The 18,159-nt window shown below is 74.7% G+C and carries 17 protein-coding genes; 9 read left to right on the top strand and 8 right to left on the bottom strand.

Annotated elements, in window-relative coordinates; genetic code table 11:
- The first annotated feature begins 151 nt into the window (after positions 1-151).
- Positions 152-1,312, top strand: coding sequence for an FAD-dependent monooxygenase (locus ACF1BH_RS13320; protein ID WP_391642573.1), 1,161 nt, complete (start codon positions 152-154; stop codon positions 1,310-1,312).
- 51 nt (positions 1,313-1,363) lie between these two features.
- Here the strand turns inward: ACF1BH_RS13320 and ACF1BH_RS13315 are convergent, their stop codons facing one another.
- A complete protein-coding gene (locus ACF1BH_RS13315; RefSeq protein WP_391642572.1) occupies positions 1,364-1,885 on the bottom strand; it encodes a DUF2165 domain-containing protein in 522 nt (173 codons plus the stop codon).
- 199 nt (positions 1,886-2,084) lie between these two features.
- On the opposite strand from ACF1BH_RS13315, the gene ACF1BH_RS13310 reads away from it, so the two are divergent.
- Complete coding sequence (locus tag ACF1BH_RS13310; RefSeq protein WP_391642571.1) at positions 2,085-3,122, top strand: phosphatidylinositol-specific phospholipase C domain-containing protein; 1,038 nt, start codon at positions 2,085-2,087, stop codon at positions 3,120-3,122.
- Between the two features lie 39 nt (positions 3,123-3,161).
- On the opposite strand, the gene ACF1BH_RS13305 is transcribed toward ACF1BH_RS13310, so the two are convergent.
- The 7 genes from ACF1BH_RS13305 to ACF1BH_RS13275 form a co-directional block, all read right to left on the bottom strand.
- A complete protein-coding gene (locus ACF1BH_RS13305; protein WP_391642570.1) occupies positions 3,162-4,181 on the bottom strand; it encodes a hypothetical protein in 1,020 nt (339 codons plus the stop codon).
- Between the two features lie 131 nt (positions 4,182-4,312).
- Positions 4,313-5,218 carry a phosphatidylinositol-specific phospholipase C gene (locus ACF1BH_RS13300; RefSeq protein WP_391642569.1) on the bottom strand — a complete coding sequence of 302 codons (906 nt, stop codon included), beginning with the start codon at positions 5,216-5,218 and terminating at the stop codon, positions 4,313-4,315.
- A 139-nt stretch (positions 5,219-5,357) separates the two neighbouring features.
- Positions 5,358-6,320, bottom strand: coding sequence for an L-histidine N(alpha)-methyltransferase (egtD, locus tag ACF1BH_RS13295; protein WP_391642568.1), 963 nt, complete (start codon positions 6,318-6,320; stop codon positions 5,358-5,360).
- Positions 6,317-7,072 carry an ergothioneine biosynthesis protein EgtC gene (gene egtC / locus ACF1BH_RS13290; RefSeq protein ID WP_391642567.1) on the bottom strand — a complete coding sequence of 252 codons (756 nt, stop codon included), beginning with the start codon at positions 7,070-7,072 and terminating at the stop codon, positions 6,317-6,319. Before egtC ends, egtD begins: the two co-directional genes overlap by 4 nt.
- A 35-nt stretch (positions 7,073-7,107) precedes the next feature.
- The gene (egtB, locus tag ACF1BH_RS13285) at positions 7,108-8,424 is read right to left on the bottom strand and encodes an ergothioneine biosynthesis protein EgtB (protein WP_391642566.1); all 1,317 of its coding nucleotides are present in this window, start codon (positions 8,422-8,424) and stop codon (positions 7,108-7,110) included.
- Positions 8,421-9,716, bottom strand: coding sequence for an ergothioneine biosynthesis glutamate--cysteine ligase EgtA (gene egtA, locus ACF1BH_RS13280; RefSeq protein WP_391642565.1), 1,296 nt, complete (start codon positions 9,714-9,716; stop codon positions 8,421-8,423). The genes egtB and egtA overlap by 4 nt, the downstream gene beginning before the upstream one ends.
- A gap of 229 nt (positions 9,717-9,945) precedes the next feature.
- Positions 9,946-11,157, bottom strand: a complete 1,212-nt coding sequence (locus ACF1BH_RS13275; protein WP_391642564.1) for a pyridoxal phosphate-dependent aminotransferase — start codon at positions 11,155-11,157, stop codon at positions 9,946-9,948.
- 199 nt (positions 11,158-11,356) lie between these two features.
- Here ACF1BH_RS13275 and ACF1BH_RS13270 point away from each other — a divergent pair, with 199 nt between their 5' ends.
- From ACF1BH_RS13270 to ACF1BH_RS13240, 7 genes are all read left to right on the top strand, one after another.
- The gene (locus ACF1BH_RS13270) at positions 11,357-12,034 is read left to right on the top strand and encodes a winged helix-turn-helix transcriptional regulator (RefSeq protein WP_391642563.1); all 678 of its coding nucleotides are present in this window, start codon (positions 11,357-11,359) and stop codon (positions 12,032-12,034) included.
- Positions 12,031-12,513 (top strand): hypothetical protein, encoded by a 483-nt coding sequence (locus tag ACF1BH_RS13265; RefSeq protein WP_391642562.1) that lies wholly within the window; start codon positions 12,031-12,033, stop codon positions 12,511-12,513. The genes ACF1BH_RS13270 and ACF1BH_RS13265 overlap by 4 nt, the downstream gene beginning before the upstream one ends.
- 89 nt (positions 12,514-12,602) lie before the next feature.
- Positions 12,603-13,418: a phosphotransferase family protein gene (locus ACF1BH_RS13260; RefSeq protein ID WP_391642561.1), complete on the top strand. Its 816-nt coding sequence runs from the start codon at positions 12,603-12,605 to the stop codon at positions 13,416-13,418.
- 99 nt (positions 13,419-13,517) lie between these two features.
- The gene (locus ACF1BH_RS13255; RefSeq protein ID WP_391642560.1) at positions 13,518-14,621 is read left to right on the top strand and encodes a glycosyl hydrolase family 18 protein; all 1,104 of its coding nucleotides are present in this window, start codon (positions 13,518-13,520) and stop codon (positions 14,619-14,621) included.
- A 201-nt stretch (positions 14,622-14,822) separates the two neighbouring features.
- Positions 14,823-15,821: an NADPH:quinone oxidoreductase family protein gene (locus ACF1BH_RS13250; protein ID WP_391642559.1), complete on the top strand. Its 999-nt coding sequence runs from the start codon at positions 14,823-14,825 to the stop codon at positions 15,819-15,821.
- Entirely contained in the window at positions 15,818-16,999 is a 1,182-nt protein-coding gene (locus ACF1BH_RS13245; RefSeq protein WP_391642558.1) for an acyl-CoA dehydrogenase family protein, read from the top strand. The genes ACF1BH_RS13250 and ACF1BH_RS13245 overlap by 4 nt, the downstream gene beginning before the upstream one ends.
- On the top strand, positions 16,996-18,141 hold the full coding sequence (locus ACF1BH_RS13240; RefSeq protein ID WP_391642557.1) for an acyl-CoA dehydrogenase family protein: 1,146 nt from the start codon (positions 16,996-16,998) through the stop codon (positions 18,139-18,141). The genes ACF1BH_RS13245 and ACF1BH_RS13240 overlap by 4 nt, the downstream gene beginning before the upstream one ends.
- Positions 18,142-18,159 lie beyond the last annotated feature (18 nt).

Raw genomic sequence — 18,159 nt, 5'->3', positions numbered from 1 at the left:
GGTGGCCGGTCGTGACGTTCTCCGGCGGGCGCGGGGGCGCGGCGGTTACGTTGACGGGGCCGCCGGGCCCGGGCCCGGCGGCACACGGCGCGGCGCCGGGCCACGCCGCCTTTGCCGGTCCGGTGCGGCCGGTGCCGGAACAGGGGAGTGTATGGCGAGGAAGGTTCTGATCGCTGGTGGTGGCATCGCGGGCACGGTGACCGCACTGGCGCTGCACAAGGCGGGAATCGCGGCGGAGATCTTCGAGGCGTATCCGGTCGGCGCCGATGACGTCGGCGCGTTCCTCGTCGTCTTCACCAACGGTCTGGAGGCGCTCCGGGTGATCGACGCGCACGGGCCCGTCGTCGAGCACTCCTTCGCGGCCCGGCGGGTCGCCCTGATCGGCGCGGACGGTGCGCTGCGCGGGGAACGCCCCATCTCCGGCGGTGACGGCCCCGGCCTCGGACCGCGCACCCTGCGCCGGGCCACGCTCCATCGCGTACTGCACGACGAGGCGGTCCGCCGCGGCATCCCCGTCCACCACGGCAAACGGCTGACCGGCGCCGAGACCGTACCCGGTGGGGGCGGCGAGCGGGTGGTGGCCGCCTTCGCCGACGGCACCACCGCCGAGGGCGACGTCCTCATCGGCGCGGACGGGCTGCACTCGGTGACCCGCACCCTCATCGACCCGGGCGCCCCGCGTCCGCGCTACACCGGGCAGCACACGGTCTGCGGCCGCTCCCGCGCCGACGGCCTCGCGTTGGCGCCCGAGACCTACACCATGATCGCCGGATCGCGGGGCTTCCTCGGCTGCACCCGGGCGCCCGACGGTGAGGTGTGGTGGTTCGCCAATGTGCCCGGCGGGGAACTGCCCCGGGGCGGCGGCCCGACCGCCGCCGAGTGGCGTACCCGCCTCACCGCGCTCTTCGCGGACGACGCCACGCCCGCCGCCGCCCTGGTCGGGGCCGCCGGTGACACCGCCGTCGCCTCCGGCTCCTACGACCTCGCCCGCACCCCGCGCTGGCACCGCGGCCCGCTCGTCATCCTGGGCGACGCGGCGCACGCGGCCGCACCCAACGCCGCGCAGGGCGCCTCCATGGCCATCGAGGACGGCGTGGTCCTCGCCCGCGCGCTGCGCGATCACGCCGACGCGCCGACCGCGCATACGGCGTTCGCCGCGTTCGAGGCGGCGCGGCGCGAGCGGGTCGAGAAGGTGGTCGCCGCCAGCGCCGGTCTGGCCGGACGGGTCGGCACGGCGGAGGGCAACCGCCGACGGGAGTCCGAGGGGGACGGCGGCTCGGAGTGGCTGACGGGGTATCGGATCAGCTGGTGAGCGGTGAGCGGTGGGCCGGGGCCGCGTTCCGTGCCGGGTCGACGGAAGGGACTACGCGTCCCGGGAGCGGCCGCCGTCTCCCGCCCCCTGCACCACCAGCAGCGCCAGGCCCGCCACCGTGAAGTTGCGGGTCGCCGCGTCCAGCCCGTTCCACTGCTTCGACTGCCACATCGCGAACCACTCGCCGCCGACCGCCAGGAACCCGGCGCCGAACAGCAGCAGCACCATCACCAGCCCGGCCACCGCGACCGTCCGCGCCCGTCCCGGGGACCCCCGTCGCAGCCGCAGCGCCCACCACACCGCGCCGACCGTCAGCAGCGCCGCGGCCAGCGTCTCCCAGACGATGATCGCTATGTATGCGCCGTCCTGCACTCCGCGGGAGGTCACCGCCCGCCACATCAGGTCCTGGTCCCGGAATGTCGTGTCCATCGCCAGCACATGACGGACGAACTCCTGGTTGGTGCCGAAATCCGTGATGTTGCCGAAGGCGACGAGCGCCATGTACAGCGCGACGATCCCGGTCAGCACGACCGCGGCGACCGGAAATCCGCTCCGCGGGGTCCGTTCGGACATGGTTGCTCCTCTGATCCGCCGGGCCCCTGCGGCCACGGCCCGTGCAGCCTGCCACGACCCCCGCCCGAAAGTGCCCGACCTGCCGTTTCCGGTCCCCGCCCGACGTCAACTCCCGTACTGTGCTGCCCATTCGACCGGGTGAGCGACCGGCGGACGGCGGCGCGGTGCGCGGCCGCGGATCGAGAGGAAGAGCGGGACGATGAAAAAGGTGTGGGGCGCGGGGGCGGTGGCCGTGGCAGCGGCCGGGATGATCACGGTGGCGGCCACCGCGGGCGCGGAGACGGCTCCGGTGACCTACGCGACCAGCACCTCCGTCGGTGTCCACAACGCCTACGAGAAGGACAAGTTCCCCTATCTCGCGGACGCGTTGGACTCCGGTGCCTCCCTCGTCGAGCTGGACGTCTGGACCAACGGCTTCGGCCGCTCCTGGCGCGTCTCGCACAGCAACCCGCTCGGCAACAACAGCAACTGCGAGGGCGCCACCACCCCGGCCGACCTGCGCACCAAGGGCCGCGACCAGGACTTCGGCGGCTGCCTCGCCGATATGCGCGCCTGGCACGACGCACACCCCGGCCACCGGCCCGTGCTCATCAAGGTGGAGATGAAGGACGGCTTCAACGACAAGGGCGGCCGCGGCCCCGCCGCCTTCGACGCCCTCGTCCGCGACAAGCTGGGCGACGCGGTCTACGGCCCCGGCGACCTCACCGGCGAGCACGCCACCCCGGACGAGGCGGTCCGCGCCGGCGGCTGGCCCCGACGGGACGCGCTCCAGGGGAAGTTCCTCTTCGAGCTGATTCCCGGCACCGTCGAGGAGAAGAACCCCCTCGACAAGCTCTGGACGGACGTCGAGTACGCCCGCCACCTCAAGGACCTCGCCGCTCAGGGCGAGCTGAAGCAGTCCACGGCCTTCCCCGCCGTGCACGGCGCCGCCGCCGGTGACCCCCGGAGCCGGTACGAGGACGCGGCGCTGCGCCCGTGGTTCGTGATGTTCGACGGCGACGCCTCGGCGTACCTCGCCGACGGCATCGACACCGCCTGGTACGACACCCGCCACTACCTGCTGATCATGACGGACGCCCACAAGGTGGCCCCGGCGATCGACGGAACCCGCCCGTCCGAGAGCGACGCCCTGGCCCGGGTCCGGCAACTGGCCGGCGCCCACGCCAGTTTCACCACCGCCGACTGGTATCCGCTGCCGTCCGTCCTCAAGACGGTGGAGTCGCGCGGCGCGAAGTGACGACGGCACGCCGGGGCCCCGGCCGCGCGGCCGGGGCGCTCACTTCCTCAGTTGCGTACGGCGGTTGACGAACAGCCGGGCGCCCGCGACGAGGCCGTGCTCGACCGCCTTCGGATTCCGCTCCAGCCAGGCGAGGGCCGGCTTCTGACCGGACTCGGACATCAGCGCGTACTGCTGGAGGTAGGCGGAGAGCCGGTCCAGGATCTTGCTGTCGGCAGTCCTGCGCAGGGGCTCCAGCGGATCGCCCGCCCGCTCATGGCTCGCGATCTGCTGGAACTCCTGCACCAGCATCTGCTGTTCCGGCGAGATCGACGAGGCGCCGAGCCCGGACACCAGACTGCTGAACGGCTTCTCCGACACCTCGTAGTGGTCACCGAGCGCCAGCTTCGCGGCGGCGGCCGCCTCGACGCCGAAGGCCCGCAACTCGGCGGTGATCTTGACGCTCCCCTGCTGGACGGTGCTGTCGTCGCTGTACGCCACGCTCCGGTCGGTGGGGAAGCGCTTGTTGACGTAGTCCAAGGCGTGCTGCAACTCGTGGGCCAGGGTCGTGGCGAACGCCCGCAGCTCCGCCGCGCCCGCCGTCGGGGGCGGGACGTCGAGGTAGAGGACGCCCTCCTTGGTCCCCGCGTCCACGTCGAACATCGCACGGCCGATCCGCGGCGCCCGCTCCACGAAGTTCACCTGGCGCCCGGCCTGCTGCACCTGCTGGACGAGGTCGGCGAAGGGCGCCACGACGTCCCTGCCCCGCCCGCCGGGGTCCGCTTCCCGTACCAGGTCCATGAACGCGCCGTCCCGGATGTACCGCTCCGCCCAGCCTCCGGACGGGTACGACAGACGGCGCTGCACCGGCGGCGGGTCCTGGTGGCCGGTGCCGGTGCCGGGGCCGTGGGCGGGCCGGCCGGTCTCCAGCAGCCGGGCGACCGCGGCGTTGCCGATGCTGCGCTGGAGTGCGCGCAGCGTCCCCGCCCGGTCGGTCGCGGGCGTCCGGGGCGTGGCGGGACGCGGACGGGCGCGGGCGGCGTCCCGGTCGGGGCTCTTGGCGGGGTCCTGCGCGCGCATGGTCGGCCTTTCGGGAAGACACGGGGCGGTTCTCCCCCTGCCTACCGTCCGCCGCCCGGCGGGGGGAGAGGCCATGGGGCAGACGTCCTGCCCCAACGGGCAGTCGCCACGCGCCGGGGCCCCGTGCGCCCTCACACCAGCGCGTCCCCGATGCTGTGCCGGATGAGCGTCTCGGCCAGTCCGGTCTCGTTGGGGAAGTCCATCGGGACGACGCCGAGACCCCGCCAGCCGGCCCCCTCGCCCTCCAGCAGGCTTTTGACCTTCGGGTTGAGGCGGTCCGCGTTGGAGCGGGGCGGCAGCAGTGCGGCGGTGCTGACGTGGTTGACGAACAGCTTGCCCGGCTCGGCGACCGCCTTGCGGAACTCCGCCTCGATCTTCGGGAACTTCCCGATCGGCTCGGCCATGTAGTCGTCCTGGATGTCGAACAGCTCCGGCGCGCCGTAGCGCACGCCCGGCATGTCGTCGGCGTCCGCCAGCAGCACCACCCGGCCGCGCGCCTCGCCCAGCGTCGGCAGCCCGCCGTCGAGCCGGAAGAGCGGGCGGTAGCCCTTGGCGTCGAGGTAGAGGTCGAAGATCCGGCGGAACTCCTCCGCCGCCACCTCGGAGTACTCCTGCTGCACCCGCATCAGCACCGTCTCCGACGGCTGCGCCGCGAGGAAGTCCCGGCAGGCGTTGAGTACGTCGCCGAACATCAACTCCTGGTAGAACGCGCCGTGGTGGATGGCGAAGACGTCCTCGATGGCGCGGCAGCGGACGTCGAGGTAGCGGATGCCGCTCGCCAGCTGCTCGGTGACCGAGGTGTTCTGGCACTCCACCCAGGGGCCGCCGTGCCGGGCGCCCGAATCGTGGGTGCCGGGGATCGAGAGCCGCTGGACCGGGGTGGCGTCGCCGACCGCGGCCAGCCAGTTCTCGGCGGAGACCGTCGCCGTACGGCGGCCGGGTGCGGCCACCGCGGCGCCCGCACCCGCGCCCGCCAGCATTCCGGCGCCCGCCAACGCCGCCGCGCCCTTGAGGAATCCCCGCCGGTCCAGCCCCATCCCCGCCACCCCTGCCCCTGGTCCGTCGTACGCCCGGGCCTACCGGTGCGTACAGGTGATCGAGGTATCGAACCACACGGGCCCGCCGGGCGGTATCCGCACGGCGGGCCCGAAAGGGCGGTGACGGGGCCGGATCCGGTCAGCGGCGGACCGAGAGCGACAGTGCGAAACGCCCTGCCGCATCCGTCCACCAGTGGGTCAGGTCCATTCCGGCGGTGGCGAGTTCGGTACGGATGCCGTCCTCGCGGAACTTCGCGGAGACCTCGGTGCGCAGCTCCTCGCCGTCGGCGAACGACACCTCCAGGCCGAGCGCCGGGATCTTCACCGTCAGCGCCCGGCGGGCGCGCAGCCGCATCTCGATCCAGGCGTCACCGGCGTTCCACCGGGCGAGGTGACTGAAGTCGTCCGGGTCGAAGTCGGCGTCCAGTTCGCGGTTGATGACGTGCAGGACGTTCCGGTTGAACGCGGCGGTGACGCCCTGCGGATCGTCGTACGCGGCGACCAGCGTCGCCTCGTCCTTGACCAGGTCCGTGCCGAGCAGCAGCGCATCGCCCGGGGCGAGCAGCGCGTGGAGGTCGCGCAGGAAGACGGCGCGTTCGGCGGGCAGCAGATTGCCGAGCGTGCCGCCGAGGAACGCCAGCAGCCGCGGCCCCGGGGTCTCCGGCAGTGTCAGCCCGTGCTGGAAGTCGGCGACCAGCGCGTGCACCGTCAGCCCGGGGTGCTCGGCGAGGAGGGATTTCCCGGCGGCCTCCAGAGCGGACGCGCTGACGTCGACCGGGACATAGGCGTCCAGCGTCCCCAGCGCGCCGATGAGATGACGGGTCTTGTCCGACGAACCGGAGCCCAGCTCGATCAGGGTGCGGGCGCCCGTCGCCGCTGCGATCGCGTCGGAGCGGGTGAGCAGGATCTCGCGTTCGGCGCGGGTCGGGTAGTAGACCGGCAACCGGGTGATCTCGTCGAACAGCTCACTGCCGCGGGCGTCGTAGAACCACTTCGGCGGCAGCTCCTTGGGGGCGTGGGTCAGCCCCCGCCGGACATCGGCGCGGAGCGCCGCCGCGGTGGCGTCGGTGGGCAGGGTGCGGGTGAGGGTGAAGGGGCTCACGGGGTGCGCTCCTTGAGCGGGGAGAGGCGGACGCCGCCGCGGGTGGCCCGCAGCAGGGTGGCGTCGGGCACCTCGGTCCAGTGGGGGGAGTCGTCGTACGGCTCGGAGGCGACGACCGTGCCGCCGCCGGGGATCGACAGATGGAAGAGGGTGTCGCCCCAGGCAGTGGCGGCGATGGTGGTGCCGTCGGTCAGCAGGAACGTCAGCCGGGAGCCGGGCGCCGCCTCGGCCACCGCCTCGACGGTGTGCGCCAGCGCCTGCCCCATGTCGTCGCCTTGGTCGAGCCGGCTGCGGATGAGGGCCCAACAGAACGCGGCGTCGCAGCGGGCCGCCAGCCGCAGCAGATCGGCCGGCGGCAGCGAGTTGGTGAGCGGCGCCAGCGAATCCGGCCAGCCGCGGACCGCGCCGTTGTGGCTGAAGAGGTACCCGTCGCCGGTGTACGGGGCGGCCGCCGCCTCGGCGTCGGCGCCCGACTCGGTGGCGTCCCGCACCGCGGCCAGCAGGGCGCCGGTGCGGACCACCCGGGCGATGCCGGGCAGACACTCGTCGGCCCAGATCGGCCCGGCGCGGCGGTAACGGGCCGGCTCGGGGTCGCCCGGCGCGTACCAGCCGACACCGAAACCGTCGGCGTTGACCGTGCCGTGCCGCTGGTGGCGGGGGGCCCACGACTGGCGGTACAGGCCGTGCGGCGGATCCAGGACGATCTGCCGCACGGGCACCGGCGGGCCCAGATAGGCGAGATGACGGCACATCGCTCACCACCCTCCCCACGGTGGCCCCGGGCGCCTCATGCGGCACCCGGGGCGGCGTCGCGGGCGGTGCGGAACCCGGCGAAGATCTGCCGCCGCACCGGAAGGTCCCAGTTGCGGAACGTCCCCCGGCACGCCACCGGGTCGACGGCGAACGAGCCGCCCCGCAGCACCTTGTACGTCCCGCCGAAGAACACCTCGGAGTACTCCCGGTACGGAAACGCGGCGAACCCCGGATACGGCAGGAAGTCGTCGGCGGTCCACTCCCACACATCGCCGATCAACTGCCCCACACCCAGCGGCGAACGGCCCTCGGGATAGCTGCCGGTGCGGGCGGGCCGCAGATGGCGCTGGCCGAGGTTGGCGTGGACGGGCTCCGGGTCCGCGTCGCCCCACGGATACCGCCGGGAGCGGCCGGTCGCCGGGTCGTGGCGGGCGGCCTTCTCCCACTCGGCCTCGGTGGGCAGCCGCCGCCCCGCCCAGCGGGCATAGGCGTCGGCCTCGTACCAGCTGACGTGCAGCACCGGCTCGTCGGGCGGCACCTCCTCGGTGACACCGAAGCGGCGGCGCACCCAGCCGCTGCCCTCGCGCCGCCAGAACAGCGGGGCGCGCAGGCCGTGTTCGCGGATCTGTGCCCAGCCCTCGGCGGCCCACCAGCGCGGCTCGTCGTAGCCACCGTCCTCGATGAAGCGCAGATAGGCGGCGTTGCCGACGGGCGCGGTGTCGAGATGGAACGGTGCGACGGTGCGGGGGTGCGCGGGCCGTTCGTTGTCCAGCGCCCACGGCTCGGTGGAGGTGCCCATCGTGAACGGGCCGCCGGGAACGAGGACTTCGGCGGGGAGCGGGCCGTCGGTGGTGTCCGGGGGCTCCGGTGCGGTGAGGGCGGCCGGGCCGCGGCGCAGCTGGTGGGTGATGAGCATCGTCTCGTCGTGCTGCTGCTCGTGCTGGGCGATCATGCCGAACGCGAAGCCGGCGTCCAGCAGCGGAGCGCCGTGCAGCGCGGCACCCTCCAGGATGTCCAGGACCCGGCCGCGGACCTCGGCGACATAGCCGTGCGCCTCGGCGGGGCCCAGCAGCGGCAGCGACGGGCGGCTGGCGCGGGGGTGGGCGAACGCGTCGTAGACGGAATCCAGCTCCGGACGGAGGGCGTCGCGGCCGCCGACGGTGCGCAGCAGCCACTGCTCCTCCTGATTGCCGATGTGCGCGAGGTCCCAGACCAGCGGCGACATCAACGGGGAGTGCTGGGCGAGGAGATCGGGCTCCTCGACACAGCCGGTCAGCAGGTGGGTGCGGTCGCGGGCGGCGAGCAGCGCGGTGGCCGCGCGGGCCCGCAGCGCCTCGGGATCGTGGGTCACGGGCTCTCCTTCCCGGAAGCTGTACCGGCCTCGGGCGGATCCACGGCGGCCACGTCCTCCAGAGCATCCAGATGATCGTCGGCGGGGCAGCGGCCACGGGCGACGTAGCGCGCGGTGAACGCGTCGACGGCGGCCAGCACCTCGGGCCCGGCGCCCAGCCGGGGCAGCGCCTCGCGTGCCGCGTCGAAGCAGGTCAGCGCGGCGGCGTGCAGCTCCGGGTCGGTCAGCGCGGCGCGCGCCGCGCGGCGCCACAGCGGGTTGCGGGGCGCGGGCCGGGTGCCGGCGGTCTCCGCGAGGGGTTTGACCGCGCGGTAGGCCCGCTCGGTGGCCTCGGGGTCGTCGAAGAGCGCGGTGGTGACGGCCAGCGGGACCACCCAGCCGCGCTCCCCGGGCTGCGCATCGATCATCCGCAGCTCCAGGTGGCCGCGCGGGCGCACCGGTGGGAACAGCGTGGTGACGTGGTAGTCGAGATCCTCCAGGGTCGGCGGCCGGGGCGCCGCGCCGCGGATCCAGTCGCGGAAGGTGAGGTCCTCGGGTGCCTCCCAGGGGCCGTCCGCACCGCGGATGCACATCACCGGGGCGTCGAGGACGTACCGGGCCCAGGCGGTGCGCGGGTCGCCGTCGGGCGGCGGGGCGAGGGTGCGTGCCGGATCGAGCCGGGACCACATCAGCTGCCGGGTGGTGCGGTAGCCGGTGGGACAGCCCTCGCTGGTGGGGGAGTTGGCGAACGCCGCGGCCAGGACGGCGCCCAGCAGATGGGCCAGCAGCCAGCGGCGGCCCAGGCCCAGCGGGCCGGGCTCCTCGTGGCCGGCGTCGAGGCAGACCTGTACCGACGCGGTGGCGCACATCATGGAGCGGCCGGCCGGGCCCCAGCGGTCGAAGTACGCCTCCATCGCGTCGTACCGGGGCTCGGCGAGGATCCGGCTGGGGGCGTGCCAGGGGTTGTGGCCGTGCCCGGCGAGGCCCAGGCCGTGGGCCCGCACGACGGGCCGGACCTGCGCGAGGTCGGCGGCGACCGTCTCGATGCAGGACATCAAGGAGGCCGAGGGCGGCGAGCTGAGCTCCAGCTGACCGCCGGGCTCGAAGGTGAGCCGGGACGCGAGGGGAAGCTCCCGCAAGGCGTCGGCGGCGGCGTGCAGCCGGGGTGGTGCGACGGGACTTCGGGGGGCGCGGGCGTCGTGGACCAGCCACTCGATCTCGACGCCGATCCGGCGGGGCGGACCGGTCTTGAAACAGATTCCGCGCAGATGGGCTTCGAGTTCGGCTTCGCTGACCGCGGGTCGTACGGGCATCGCTTCCCTCTCCCCTCCGGGGCGGCTGGGCTGCCGCCCTCCACCTAAGCCGCTGTGGCGCGGGTGCTCAAGGGGGCTTCGGGCCCCCGCGGGCGGCGGACGGCGGCGGACGGGCCGGGGCTGCCCGGCGCGGCGGGGGCGCACCGTACCCCCGGGCGGTACGGCCGTCCGGGTGAGGCGGTGCGGCGGCCCCGGGGGCCGGTCCCGGAGTGCGCTGCCCGGCGGCCGGTCACTGGCGGTAGCCGCCGAGGAAGCGGCCGATACGGCGGATGGCCGCGTCCAGGTCGTCGGCGTGCGGGAGGGTGAGGATGCGGAAGTGGTCCGGGCGCGGCCAGTTGAAGCCGGTGCCCTGGACGACCTGGATCTTCTCCCGCAGCAGCAGATCGAGGACGAACTTCTCGTCGTCATGGATCGGGTACACCTTCGGGTCCAGCCGGGGGAAGGCGTAGAGCGCGCCGCGGGGCTTGACGCAGGAGACGCCCGGGATCTCGTTCAGCCGCTCCCACGCCACGTCCCGCTGCGCCCGGAGACGGCCGCCGGGCAGTACCAGGTCCTCGATGCTCTGCCGGCCGCCCAGCGCCGCCTGGACGGCGTACTGCGCGGGCGCGTTGGGGCACAGCCGCATGGAGGCGAGGGTGCCCAGGCCCTCCAGGTAGTCAGCGGCGTGCTGCTGCGGCCCCGAGACGACCAGCCAGCCGGAGCGGAAGCCGGCGACGCGGTACGCCTTGGACAGCCCGCTGAAGGTCAGACACACCAGGTCGGGGGCGAGCGCGGCGGCGTGGTGGTGGATCTCGCCGTCGTAGAGGATCCGGTCGTAGATCTCGTCGGCGAGGACCAGCAGCTGATGGCGGCGGGCGAGGTCGAGCATGCCCTCCAGCAGCTCGCGGGGGTAGACGGCGCCGGTGGGGTTGTTGGGGTTGATGATGACCAGCGCGCGGGTGCGGTCGGTGATCTTCGACGCGAGGTCGTCCAGATCCGGCAGCCAGTCCGCCGACTCGTCGCAGAGGTAGTGCACCGCCTTGCCGCCGGCCAGGGTCGTCACCGCCGTCCACAGCGGGAAGTCGGGGGCCGGGATGAGGACTTCGTCGCCGTCGTCGAGCAGCGCCGTGACGGCCATGGAGACCAGCTCGGAGACGCCGTTGCCCAGGTAGACGTCGTCGACGCCGACCTCGGGCAGCCCGCGGCCCTGATAGTGCTGCGCCACCGCGCGGCGCGCCGCGAGGATGCCGCGGGACTCGGTGTAGCCGTGCGCCCGGGAGAGATTGCGGATGACGTCCTGGAGGATCTCCTCGGGTGCCTCGAAGCCGAACAGCGCGGGATTTCCGGTGTTCAGCCGCAGCACGCTGTGCCCGGCCTCCTCCAACGCGTCGGCCTGCTCGATCACCGGACCCCGGATCTCGTAGCAGACGTCGGCCATCTTGCTGGACTGCTTGAACTGCATACGGCGGCCTCCCCTTCGTCGTTCACCGGGCCGCGGGACGTGGCCGGGGCGCGTGGCGGGGTGTGCCCGCCCGCGCCGAACCGACCGGCCCGCGTCCGCCGCGCGGTGCGGCGGATTCCCGGTGTTCCTCACCGTACTGTGCACTTTGGTTTACCAAGCTCGCACTTGGAAAGTCCAACCATATGTCTATGCTGGAGTCATGTCGCGCCGAAGTTATGACCAGTACTGCGCCGTCGCCCGCGCCCTCGATGCCGTCGGTGACCGCTGGACGCTCCTCATCGTCCGCGAACTGCTGGGCGGGGCCCGCCGCTACACCGACCTGCACACCGACCTCCCGGGCGTCAGCACCGACATGCTCGCCTCCCGCCTCAAGGACATGGAGCGCGAGGGCCTGGTCACCCGCCGCCGCCTCGCCCCGCCGGGCGCCGCCTCCGTCTACGAACTCACCCCGCGCGGCCGGGAGCTGCTGCCGGTGCTCACCGCCCTCGCCGACTGGGGCGCCCCCGCCCTGGGCGAGCCCCGCCCCACCGACGCGGTCCGCGCCCACTGGTTCGCCGTGCCGCTCCTCACCCGCCTCGCCGCCCACTTCTCCGGCGACCCGGCGACCCCCGCCGCTCCCGGCATCGGCGTCCTCGACGTCGTCCTCGACGAGGGCACCTTCCACGTCACGCTCGGCGGCGACACCCCGGTCTACGGCGACGGCCCGGCCCCCGAACCGGATGTCAGCCTCCGGATGTCCACCGCCACCTGCGTCGACGTCGCCTACGACCAGGTCTCCCTCGCCCACGCGCTGGAGTCCGGCCGGATCGCGGTCACCCCGGCGGGCGAGGCCGACGCCGTGTCCGCGGGGGCGCGGGGAGCGGGCGGCACCTCATGACGCGGCGTCCCCTGGCGGTCTTCGATCTGGACGGCACGCTCGCCGACACCGGGCACCGCCAGCACTTCCTCGACCGGCGCCCGCGCGACTGGGCCGCGTTCTTCGCCGCCGCGCCCGAGGATCCACCGCTCGCCGAGGGGGTCGCCCTGATCCTGGCCGACGCCCGCGACTGCGAGATCGTCTACCTCACCGGCCGCCCCGAGAAGTACCGCCGCCCCACCCTCGACTGGCTCGCCGCCCACGGCCTGCCCGAGGGCGCGCTCCGGATGCGTGCCGACGGCGACCGCCGCCCGGCCCGCCACACCAAGCTCGACCTGCTCCGCCGCCTCGCCCGTGGCCGGGAGGTCCGCCATCTCGTCGACGACGACGCCCTCGTCTGCGAGGCGGGTGCCCGCGCAGGCTTCCCCGTCGTCCACGCCGACTGGGCCACCCCGTCGGCGGCCCTGCGCGACGCCCAGGAACGGGAGGGACGGACGTGAGAGGGGACGCGGGCGCGGCGGGGGAGGGGCCGGAGGGGACGGGGGAGAGCAAGGAAGCGCCGGAGGCCGTTCCGTGGAGCACGCACCGGGTGGTGCTCCTTCCCGACCGGGTCGTCAAGACGTACCGCCCGGGGCACGGCGACGCCCGGGCGCGTGAGATACGTGCCCTGCGGCTGCTCGCGCTCCACGCACCGGGGCTTGCCCCGGTGATCCTGGAGCACGGCGCGTCCCGGGCCGGTGTGCTGACGATGAGCCGCCTGCCCGGCACCCCCCTCCGCGGCCGCCCGCTGGGCGCGCCCGAGCTGCACGCCTGGGCCGCGGCGCTCCGGACCGTGCACACCGCCCTCCCGCCCCGGGAGCTGGCCGCGCTGCCGCTGCGGCCCGGTCACCAACGGGCGGTGACCGAGCGGCTGAGGCGCTGGTACGCCGCCCCGGCGGACCGCCCGCGCTCGCCCGTCGTGCGCCGCGCACTGGACGCGGGCCGTGCCTGGCTCGCGGCCGCCCCGCCCGGCGTCACCGGGGACGCCCCGGACCCCGGTGCCGTAGCGCCGGGCGTCACGCCCTGCTTCGGACCGGGCGACGGCAACGCCGCCAACTACCTCGGGGACGGACACCGGGTGCGGCTCGTCGACTTCGAGGAGTCCGGGCGCAGCGACCGTGCCTGGGAGATCGCGGAGATCACCGAGCATGTCGCCGGATGGGTGGCGGAGCCCCTCGACGTCCCCGCACTGCTGCGCGCCTGCGCCCTGACCCCGGCGGAGACCGCCCGGCTGGCCGACTGCCGCCGCCTGCTCGCCCTGGTCTGGCTCTTCCTGCTCGCCGCCGACGATCCGGCGCGCCCCCGCAACCCACCGGACACCGCGGAACGCCAGGCCCGCCGCCTCCAGGCGCTCCTGGAGAACTGACGGCCCGTCTGCTCCGGACGGCGGTACATCCGTCCCGCCGGGCACCGTTCGGCGGAGCCGTGTGGGACGTCTCCGGCGGCATCGGGCATGGCTCGGACCATGCATCGTCGCTCCTCGCCCCTGGCCCGTACCGGAACCGCCCTGCTGCTCGTCGCGGCCGCCCTGGCCGGACCGCTCGCCTCCGCCTCGCCCACCGCCGCCCTCACGACACCCCGTCACGATCCGGCCCGTACCGCCTCCGCCTGGCTGCCCTACTGGGGCGACGTGGACGCCGCCTACCGCGATGCGCTGCGCCACGCCGACCAGCTGCACACCGTCAGCCCGTTCTGGTACGAGGCGACCGGGGACAGTGCCGTCACCGCCCACCCGGGTGCCGGGCGCCGCGACATCGTCCGGGGGCTGCGGCGGGCCGGGATCAAGGTGGTGCCGACCGTCACCGAGACGCTCGGCGCGAAGGACATGGCGGGGCTGATGCTCGACCGGCGGCGGCGCACCGCGCACGTCGAGGCGCTGGTGCGTACCGTGCGCGGCCACGGCTACGACGGCATCGACCTGGACTACGAGACGATGGCGCTCACCGGCAGCGCCGCCGACCACGCCCGCGTCGCCACCGGGTACAATGCGCTCACCGCCGACCTCTGCGCCCGGCTGCACGCCCTCGGCAAGCAGTGCGTCGTCACCGTCCTGCCGCAGACCGGCGGCTCCGGCGCGGCGTACGACTACCGGCAGTTGGGAAAGGCCGCCGACCGGCTCCGCATCATGGGCTACGACCTGCACTGGTCCGGTGGCGAGGCGGGGCCGCTCTCCTCCCGGCAGTGGTACGACACGTTCCTGCGCCGGGCCACCGCCACCGTCCCCCGGCACAAGATCGAGGTCGCCTTCCCCGGCTACGGCTGGGACTGGGACCGGACCGCCGGCGGCCGCGCCACCCACCGGACCTGGAAGGAGGCGGAGGCGCTGCGCCGCAGCACGGGCGCCGCGTACCGCTTCGACGCCGCCTCCGGCACCCCGCACTTCACCTACCGGCGCGACGGCCACACCCACGAGGTCTGGTACCAGGACGCGCGGGGCGTCGCGGCGCACAGGGAGGTGCTGGACCGGTACGGCATCCGCGGCACCGGGCTGTGGGCGCTCGGCTTCGAGGACCCGGCGAGCTGGGCGGAGCTGCGGGGCCACGCGGTGCGCCACCGTCCCGTGCGGTGAACTGACGTCCGGTGAACCGCCGGGCCCCGCGCACCCGCCCGCGCCGGGTCGCGGGCGGGTGCGCGGGGCGCCCGGCATGCCCGCCGGACGGTTTCCGGAAGCGGTTCCCTCCGGGATACCGACCGCTTAGTATGCCCGTGGCGCGCCGGAGCCCCCACGGTCCGCGCGCCGTCCGCGTACCGACGGCCCGGGAGGCAGCTGGTGAAGGCATGGCGCGTACACGCGAACGGCGAACCGCGTGAGGTGATGCGGCTGGAGGAGGTGCCCGAGCCGCAGGCGGGCCCCGGGCAGCTGCTGCTGCGGGTGCGGGCCGCGAACGTCAACTTCCCGGACGCACTGCTCTGCCGCGGTCAGTACCAGGTCCGGCCGCCGCTGCCGTTCACCCCGGGCGTGGAGATCTGCGGCGAGGTGCTGGCCGTGGGCGAGGGCGCGTCCGGTGCGGTCGGGCAGCGGGTGCTGGCCCAACCGCCGCTGCCGGACGGCGGGTTCGCCGAGCGGGTGGCCGTGGACGCCGCGGCCGTGCGCCCGGCGCCCGGATCCCTGGACGACGCCGGGGCCGCCGCCCTCCACATCGGCTACCAGACCGGCTGGTTCGGCCTCCACCGCCGGGCCCGGATCCAGCCGGGGGAGACCCTGCTGGTGCACGCCGCGGCCGGTGGCGTCGGCAGCGCCGCCGTCCAGCTCGGCAAGGCCGCGGGCGCCCGGGTGATCGGTGTGACCGGCGGCGCCGACAAGGCCCGCGTCGCCCGTGAGCTGGGCTGCGACCTCGTCCTCGACCGGCGCGCCGACGACATCGTCGCCGCCGTGAAGGACGCCACCGACGGCCGCGGCGCCGATGTCGTCTACGACCCGGTCGGCGGCGACGCGTACACCAAATCCGTCAAGTGCATCGCCTTCGAGGGGCGCATCGTCGTCGTCGGCTTCGCCAGCGGCGCGATCCCCACCGCCGCCCTCAACCACGCACTGGTGAAGAACTACGCGGTCCTCGGCCTCCACTGGGGCCTCTACCAGACCAAGGACCCGGACGCCGTCGACGCCTGCCACGAAGCCCTCACCGAGCTGGCCGCCAAGGGCTCCGTCGCCCCGCTGATCGGCGAGCGCGTACCGCTCGAAGGCGCCGCCGACGCCGTCCAGCGCGTCGCCGACGGCACCACCACCGGCCGCCTCGTCGTCCTCCCAGGGACGGGGGACGGCCGATGACCGACGCCGCCGACCTGCGCGCCCGCACCGCGCGGCTGCTGGCCGCGCACCCGCCCGCCACCACCGCACCCCTCGACTTCCTGCGGGCCCGCTTCGACGCCGGACTGGCCTGGGTCCACTTCCCCGAAGGGCTCGGCGGGCTCGACGCGCCGCGCGCTCTCCAGGCGGTCGTCGACGCCGAACTGGCCGCCGCGGGCGCCCCCGGCAACAACCCCGGCCGCCTCGCCATCGGCCTGGGCATGGCCGCGCCCACCCTGCTGCGCCACGGCACCGAGGAGCAGCGGCGCCGCCATCTGCGGCCGCTGTGGACCGGTGAGGAGGTCTGGTGCCAGCTGTTCAGCGAACCGGGCGCCGGCTCCGACCTCGCGGCGCTCGCCACCCGCGCCGTCCGCGACGGCGACCGCTGGGTGATCGACGGCCAGAAGGTCTGGACGTCCAGCGCCCACCTCGCCCGCTGGGCCATCCTCGTGGCCCGCACCGACCCCGCGCTCCCCAAGCACCAGGGACTGACGTACTTCATCTGCGACATGACCGCCCCGGGCGTGGAGGTCCGGCCGCTGCGGCAGATCACCGGTGAGGCCGAGTTCAACGAGGTCTTCCTCACCGGCGTCTCGCTCCCCGACAGCCACCGCATCGGCGAGGTCGGACAGGGCTGGGAGGTGGCCCGCACCACCCTGATGAACGAGCGGGTCGCCATCGGCGGCGCCGCCACCCCGCGCGAGGGCGGCATGATCGGCATCGCCGCCGCCGACTGGCGCACCCGTCCCGAACTGCGCACCCACGACCTCCACCAGCGGCTGCTGACACTCTGGGTGGAGGCCGAGGTCACCCGGCTCACCGGCGAACGGCTGCGCCAGCAGCTCGCCAAGGGCGCCCCGGGCCCCGAGGGCAGTGGCATGAAACTCGCCTTCGCCCGCCTCGCCCAGCAGATCAGCGGCTGGGACCTGGAATTCCTCGCCGAGGACGGTCTGACGTACGACGACTGGACGCTGCGCCGCCCCGAGTCCGTCGACTTCACCGGACGCGAGGCCGGCTACCGCTATCTGCGCGCCAAGGGGAACTCCATCGAAGGAGGCACCTCCGAGGTGCTGCTCAACATCGTCGCCGAACGCGTCCTGGGACTGCCGCCCGAGCCGCGGACCGACAAGGACGTCGCGTGGAAGGACCTCCCCCGATGACCACCGGCACGCCCGCATCCGACCTGCTCTACGGCGAGACCGAGGACGATCTGCGCGCCGCCGTCCGCGCCCTGCTCGCCTCCCGCAGCGACCCCGCCACCGTCCTCGCCGACCTGGAGGCGGGCCGCGCCTGCGACACCGGCCTGTGGGACGCGCTGGCGAACGGCATCGGCGCCGCCGGACTGCTGATCCCCGAGGAGTTCGGCGGGGCGGGCGCGAGCGCCCGGGAGGCCGCCGTCGTCCTGGAGGAGACCGGCCGCTCCGTCGCCCGGGTGCCCTATCTGACCAGCGCCGTCGTCGCGGCCACCGCGCTGCTGGGCTGCGAGGCCGGTCAGCCGCCGGTCGGCGCGCTGCTCACCCGGCTGGCCGCGGGCGCCGTCGGCATCCTCGCCGTGCCCCTGTCCACCGCCCCCGACCAGCCGTTCCGGTCCGCGCGGCCGACGGTCCGGGCGGAGGCGGACGGCACCCTCCGCGGCACGGTCACCGCCGTCGCCGACGCCGCCTGCGCCGAGGTGCTGCTCGTCCCCGCCGACGGCCCGGACGGCCCGGCCCTCTACGCGGTCGAGGTACCCGCCGCGGGCGTGGTCACCACCCCGCTCACCCCGCTCGACCTGACCCGCCCGCTCGCCACGCTCACCCTGGACGGCGCCGCCGGGACGCCGCTGGCCACCGGCGAACGTGCCGTCGCGGCGGTGCGCGGGGCGCTCACCGCGGGCGCCGGGCTCCTCGCGTCGGAACAGCTCGGGATCGCCGAATGGTGCCTGACCACGGCCGTCGCGCACACCAGCACCCGCAACCAGTTCGGCCGTCCGGTCGGCTCCTTCCAGGCGCTCAAACACCGGATGGCCGCCCTCTGGCTCGATATCGCCTCCGCCCGCGCCGCGGCCCGCAACGCCGCCGACGCCCTGGCCACCGGCAGCCCGGACGTACCGGTCGCCGTCGCGGTGGCCCAGGCGTACTGCGCGCCGGTCGCGGTGCGCGCCGCCGAGGAATGCCTTCAGCTGCACGGCGGCACCGGCATGACCTGGGAGCACCCGGTGCACCTTTTCCTGAAGCGGGCCAAGAGCGACGAGAGCGCGCTCGGCGCCCCGGGCCGCCACCGCGCGGCCCTGGCGGAGCTGGTGGACCTGCCCGCACCGTGACCGCCCGGGGCGGGGAGG

This window comes from Streptomyces sp. NPDC014733 (genome assembly GCF_043083385.1).
Classification (GTDB): Bacteria; Actinomycetota; Actinomycetes; order Streptomycetales; family Streptomycetaceae; genus Streptomyces.
Note: the sequence above shows the minus strand (reverse complement) of the source record. Positions and strands in the feature narration are given on the sequence as shown.

Excerpts from the sequence above, each read along its gene's own strand:
- ACF1BH_RS13320 (WP_391642573.1), top strand. The coding sequence starts at position 152 with ATGGCGAGGAAGGTTCTGATCGCTGGTGGTGGCATCGCGGGCACGGTG.
- ACF1BH_RS13315 (WP_391642572.1), bottom strand. The coding sequence starts at position 1,885 with ATGTCCGAACGGACCCCGCGGAGCGGATTTCCGGTCGCCGCGGTCGTG.
- ACF1BH_RS13310 (WP_391642571.1), top strand. The coding sequence starts at position 2,085 with ATGAAAAAGGTGTGGGGCGCGGGGGCGGTGGCCGTGGCAGCGGCCGGG.
- ACF1BH_RS13305 (WP_391642570.1), bottom strand. The coding sequence starts at position 4,181 with ATGCGCGCGCAGGACCCCGCCAAGAGCCCCGACCGGGACGCCGCCCGC.
- ACF1BH_RS13300 (WP_391642569.1), bottom strand. The coding sequence starts at position 5,218 with ATGGGGCTGGACCGGCGGGGATTCCTCAAGGGCGCGGCGGCGTTGGCG.
- egtC (WP_391642567.1), bottom strand. The coding sequence starts at position 7,072 with ATGTGCCGTCATCTCGCCTATCTGGGCCCGCCGGTGCCCGTGCGGCAG.
- egtA (WP_391642565.1), bottom strand. The coding sequence starts at position 9,716 with ATGCCCGTACGACCCGCGGTCAGCGAAGCCGAACTCGAAGCCCATCTG.
- ACF1BH_RS13275 (WP_391642564.1), bottom strand. The coding sequence starts at position 11,157 with ATGCAGTTCAAGCAGTCCAGCAAGATGGCCGACGTCTGCTACGAGATC.
- ACF1BH_RS13270 (WP_391642563.1), top strand. The coding sequence starts at position 11,357 with ATGTCGCGCCGAAGTTATGACCAGTACTGCGCCGTCGCCCGCGCCCTC.
- ACF1BH_RS13265 (WP_391642562.1), top strand. The coding sequence starts at position 12,031 with ATGACGCGGCGTCCCCTGGCGGTCTTCGATCTGGACGGCACGCTCGCC.
- ACF1BH_RS13255 (WP_391642560.1), top strand. The coding sequence starts at position 13,518 with ATGCATCGTCGCTCCTCGCCCCTGGCCCGTACCGGAACCGCCCTGCTG.
- ACF1BH_RS13245 (WP_391642558.1), top strand. The coding sequence starts at position 15,818 with ATGACCGACGCCGCCGACCTGCGCGCCCGCACCGCGCGGCTGCTGGCC.
- ACF1BH_RS13240 (WP_391642557.1), top strand. The coding sequence starts at position 16,996 with ATGACCACCGGCACGCCCGCATCCGACCTGCTCTACGGCGAGACCGAG.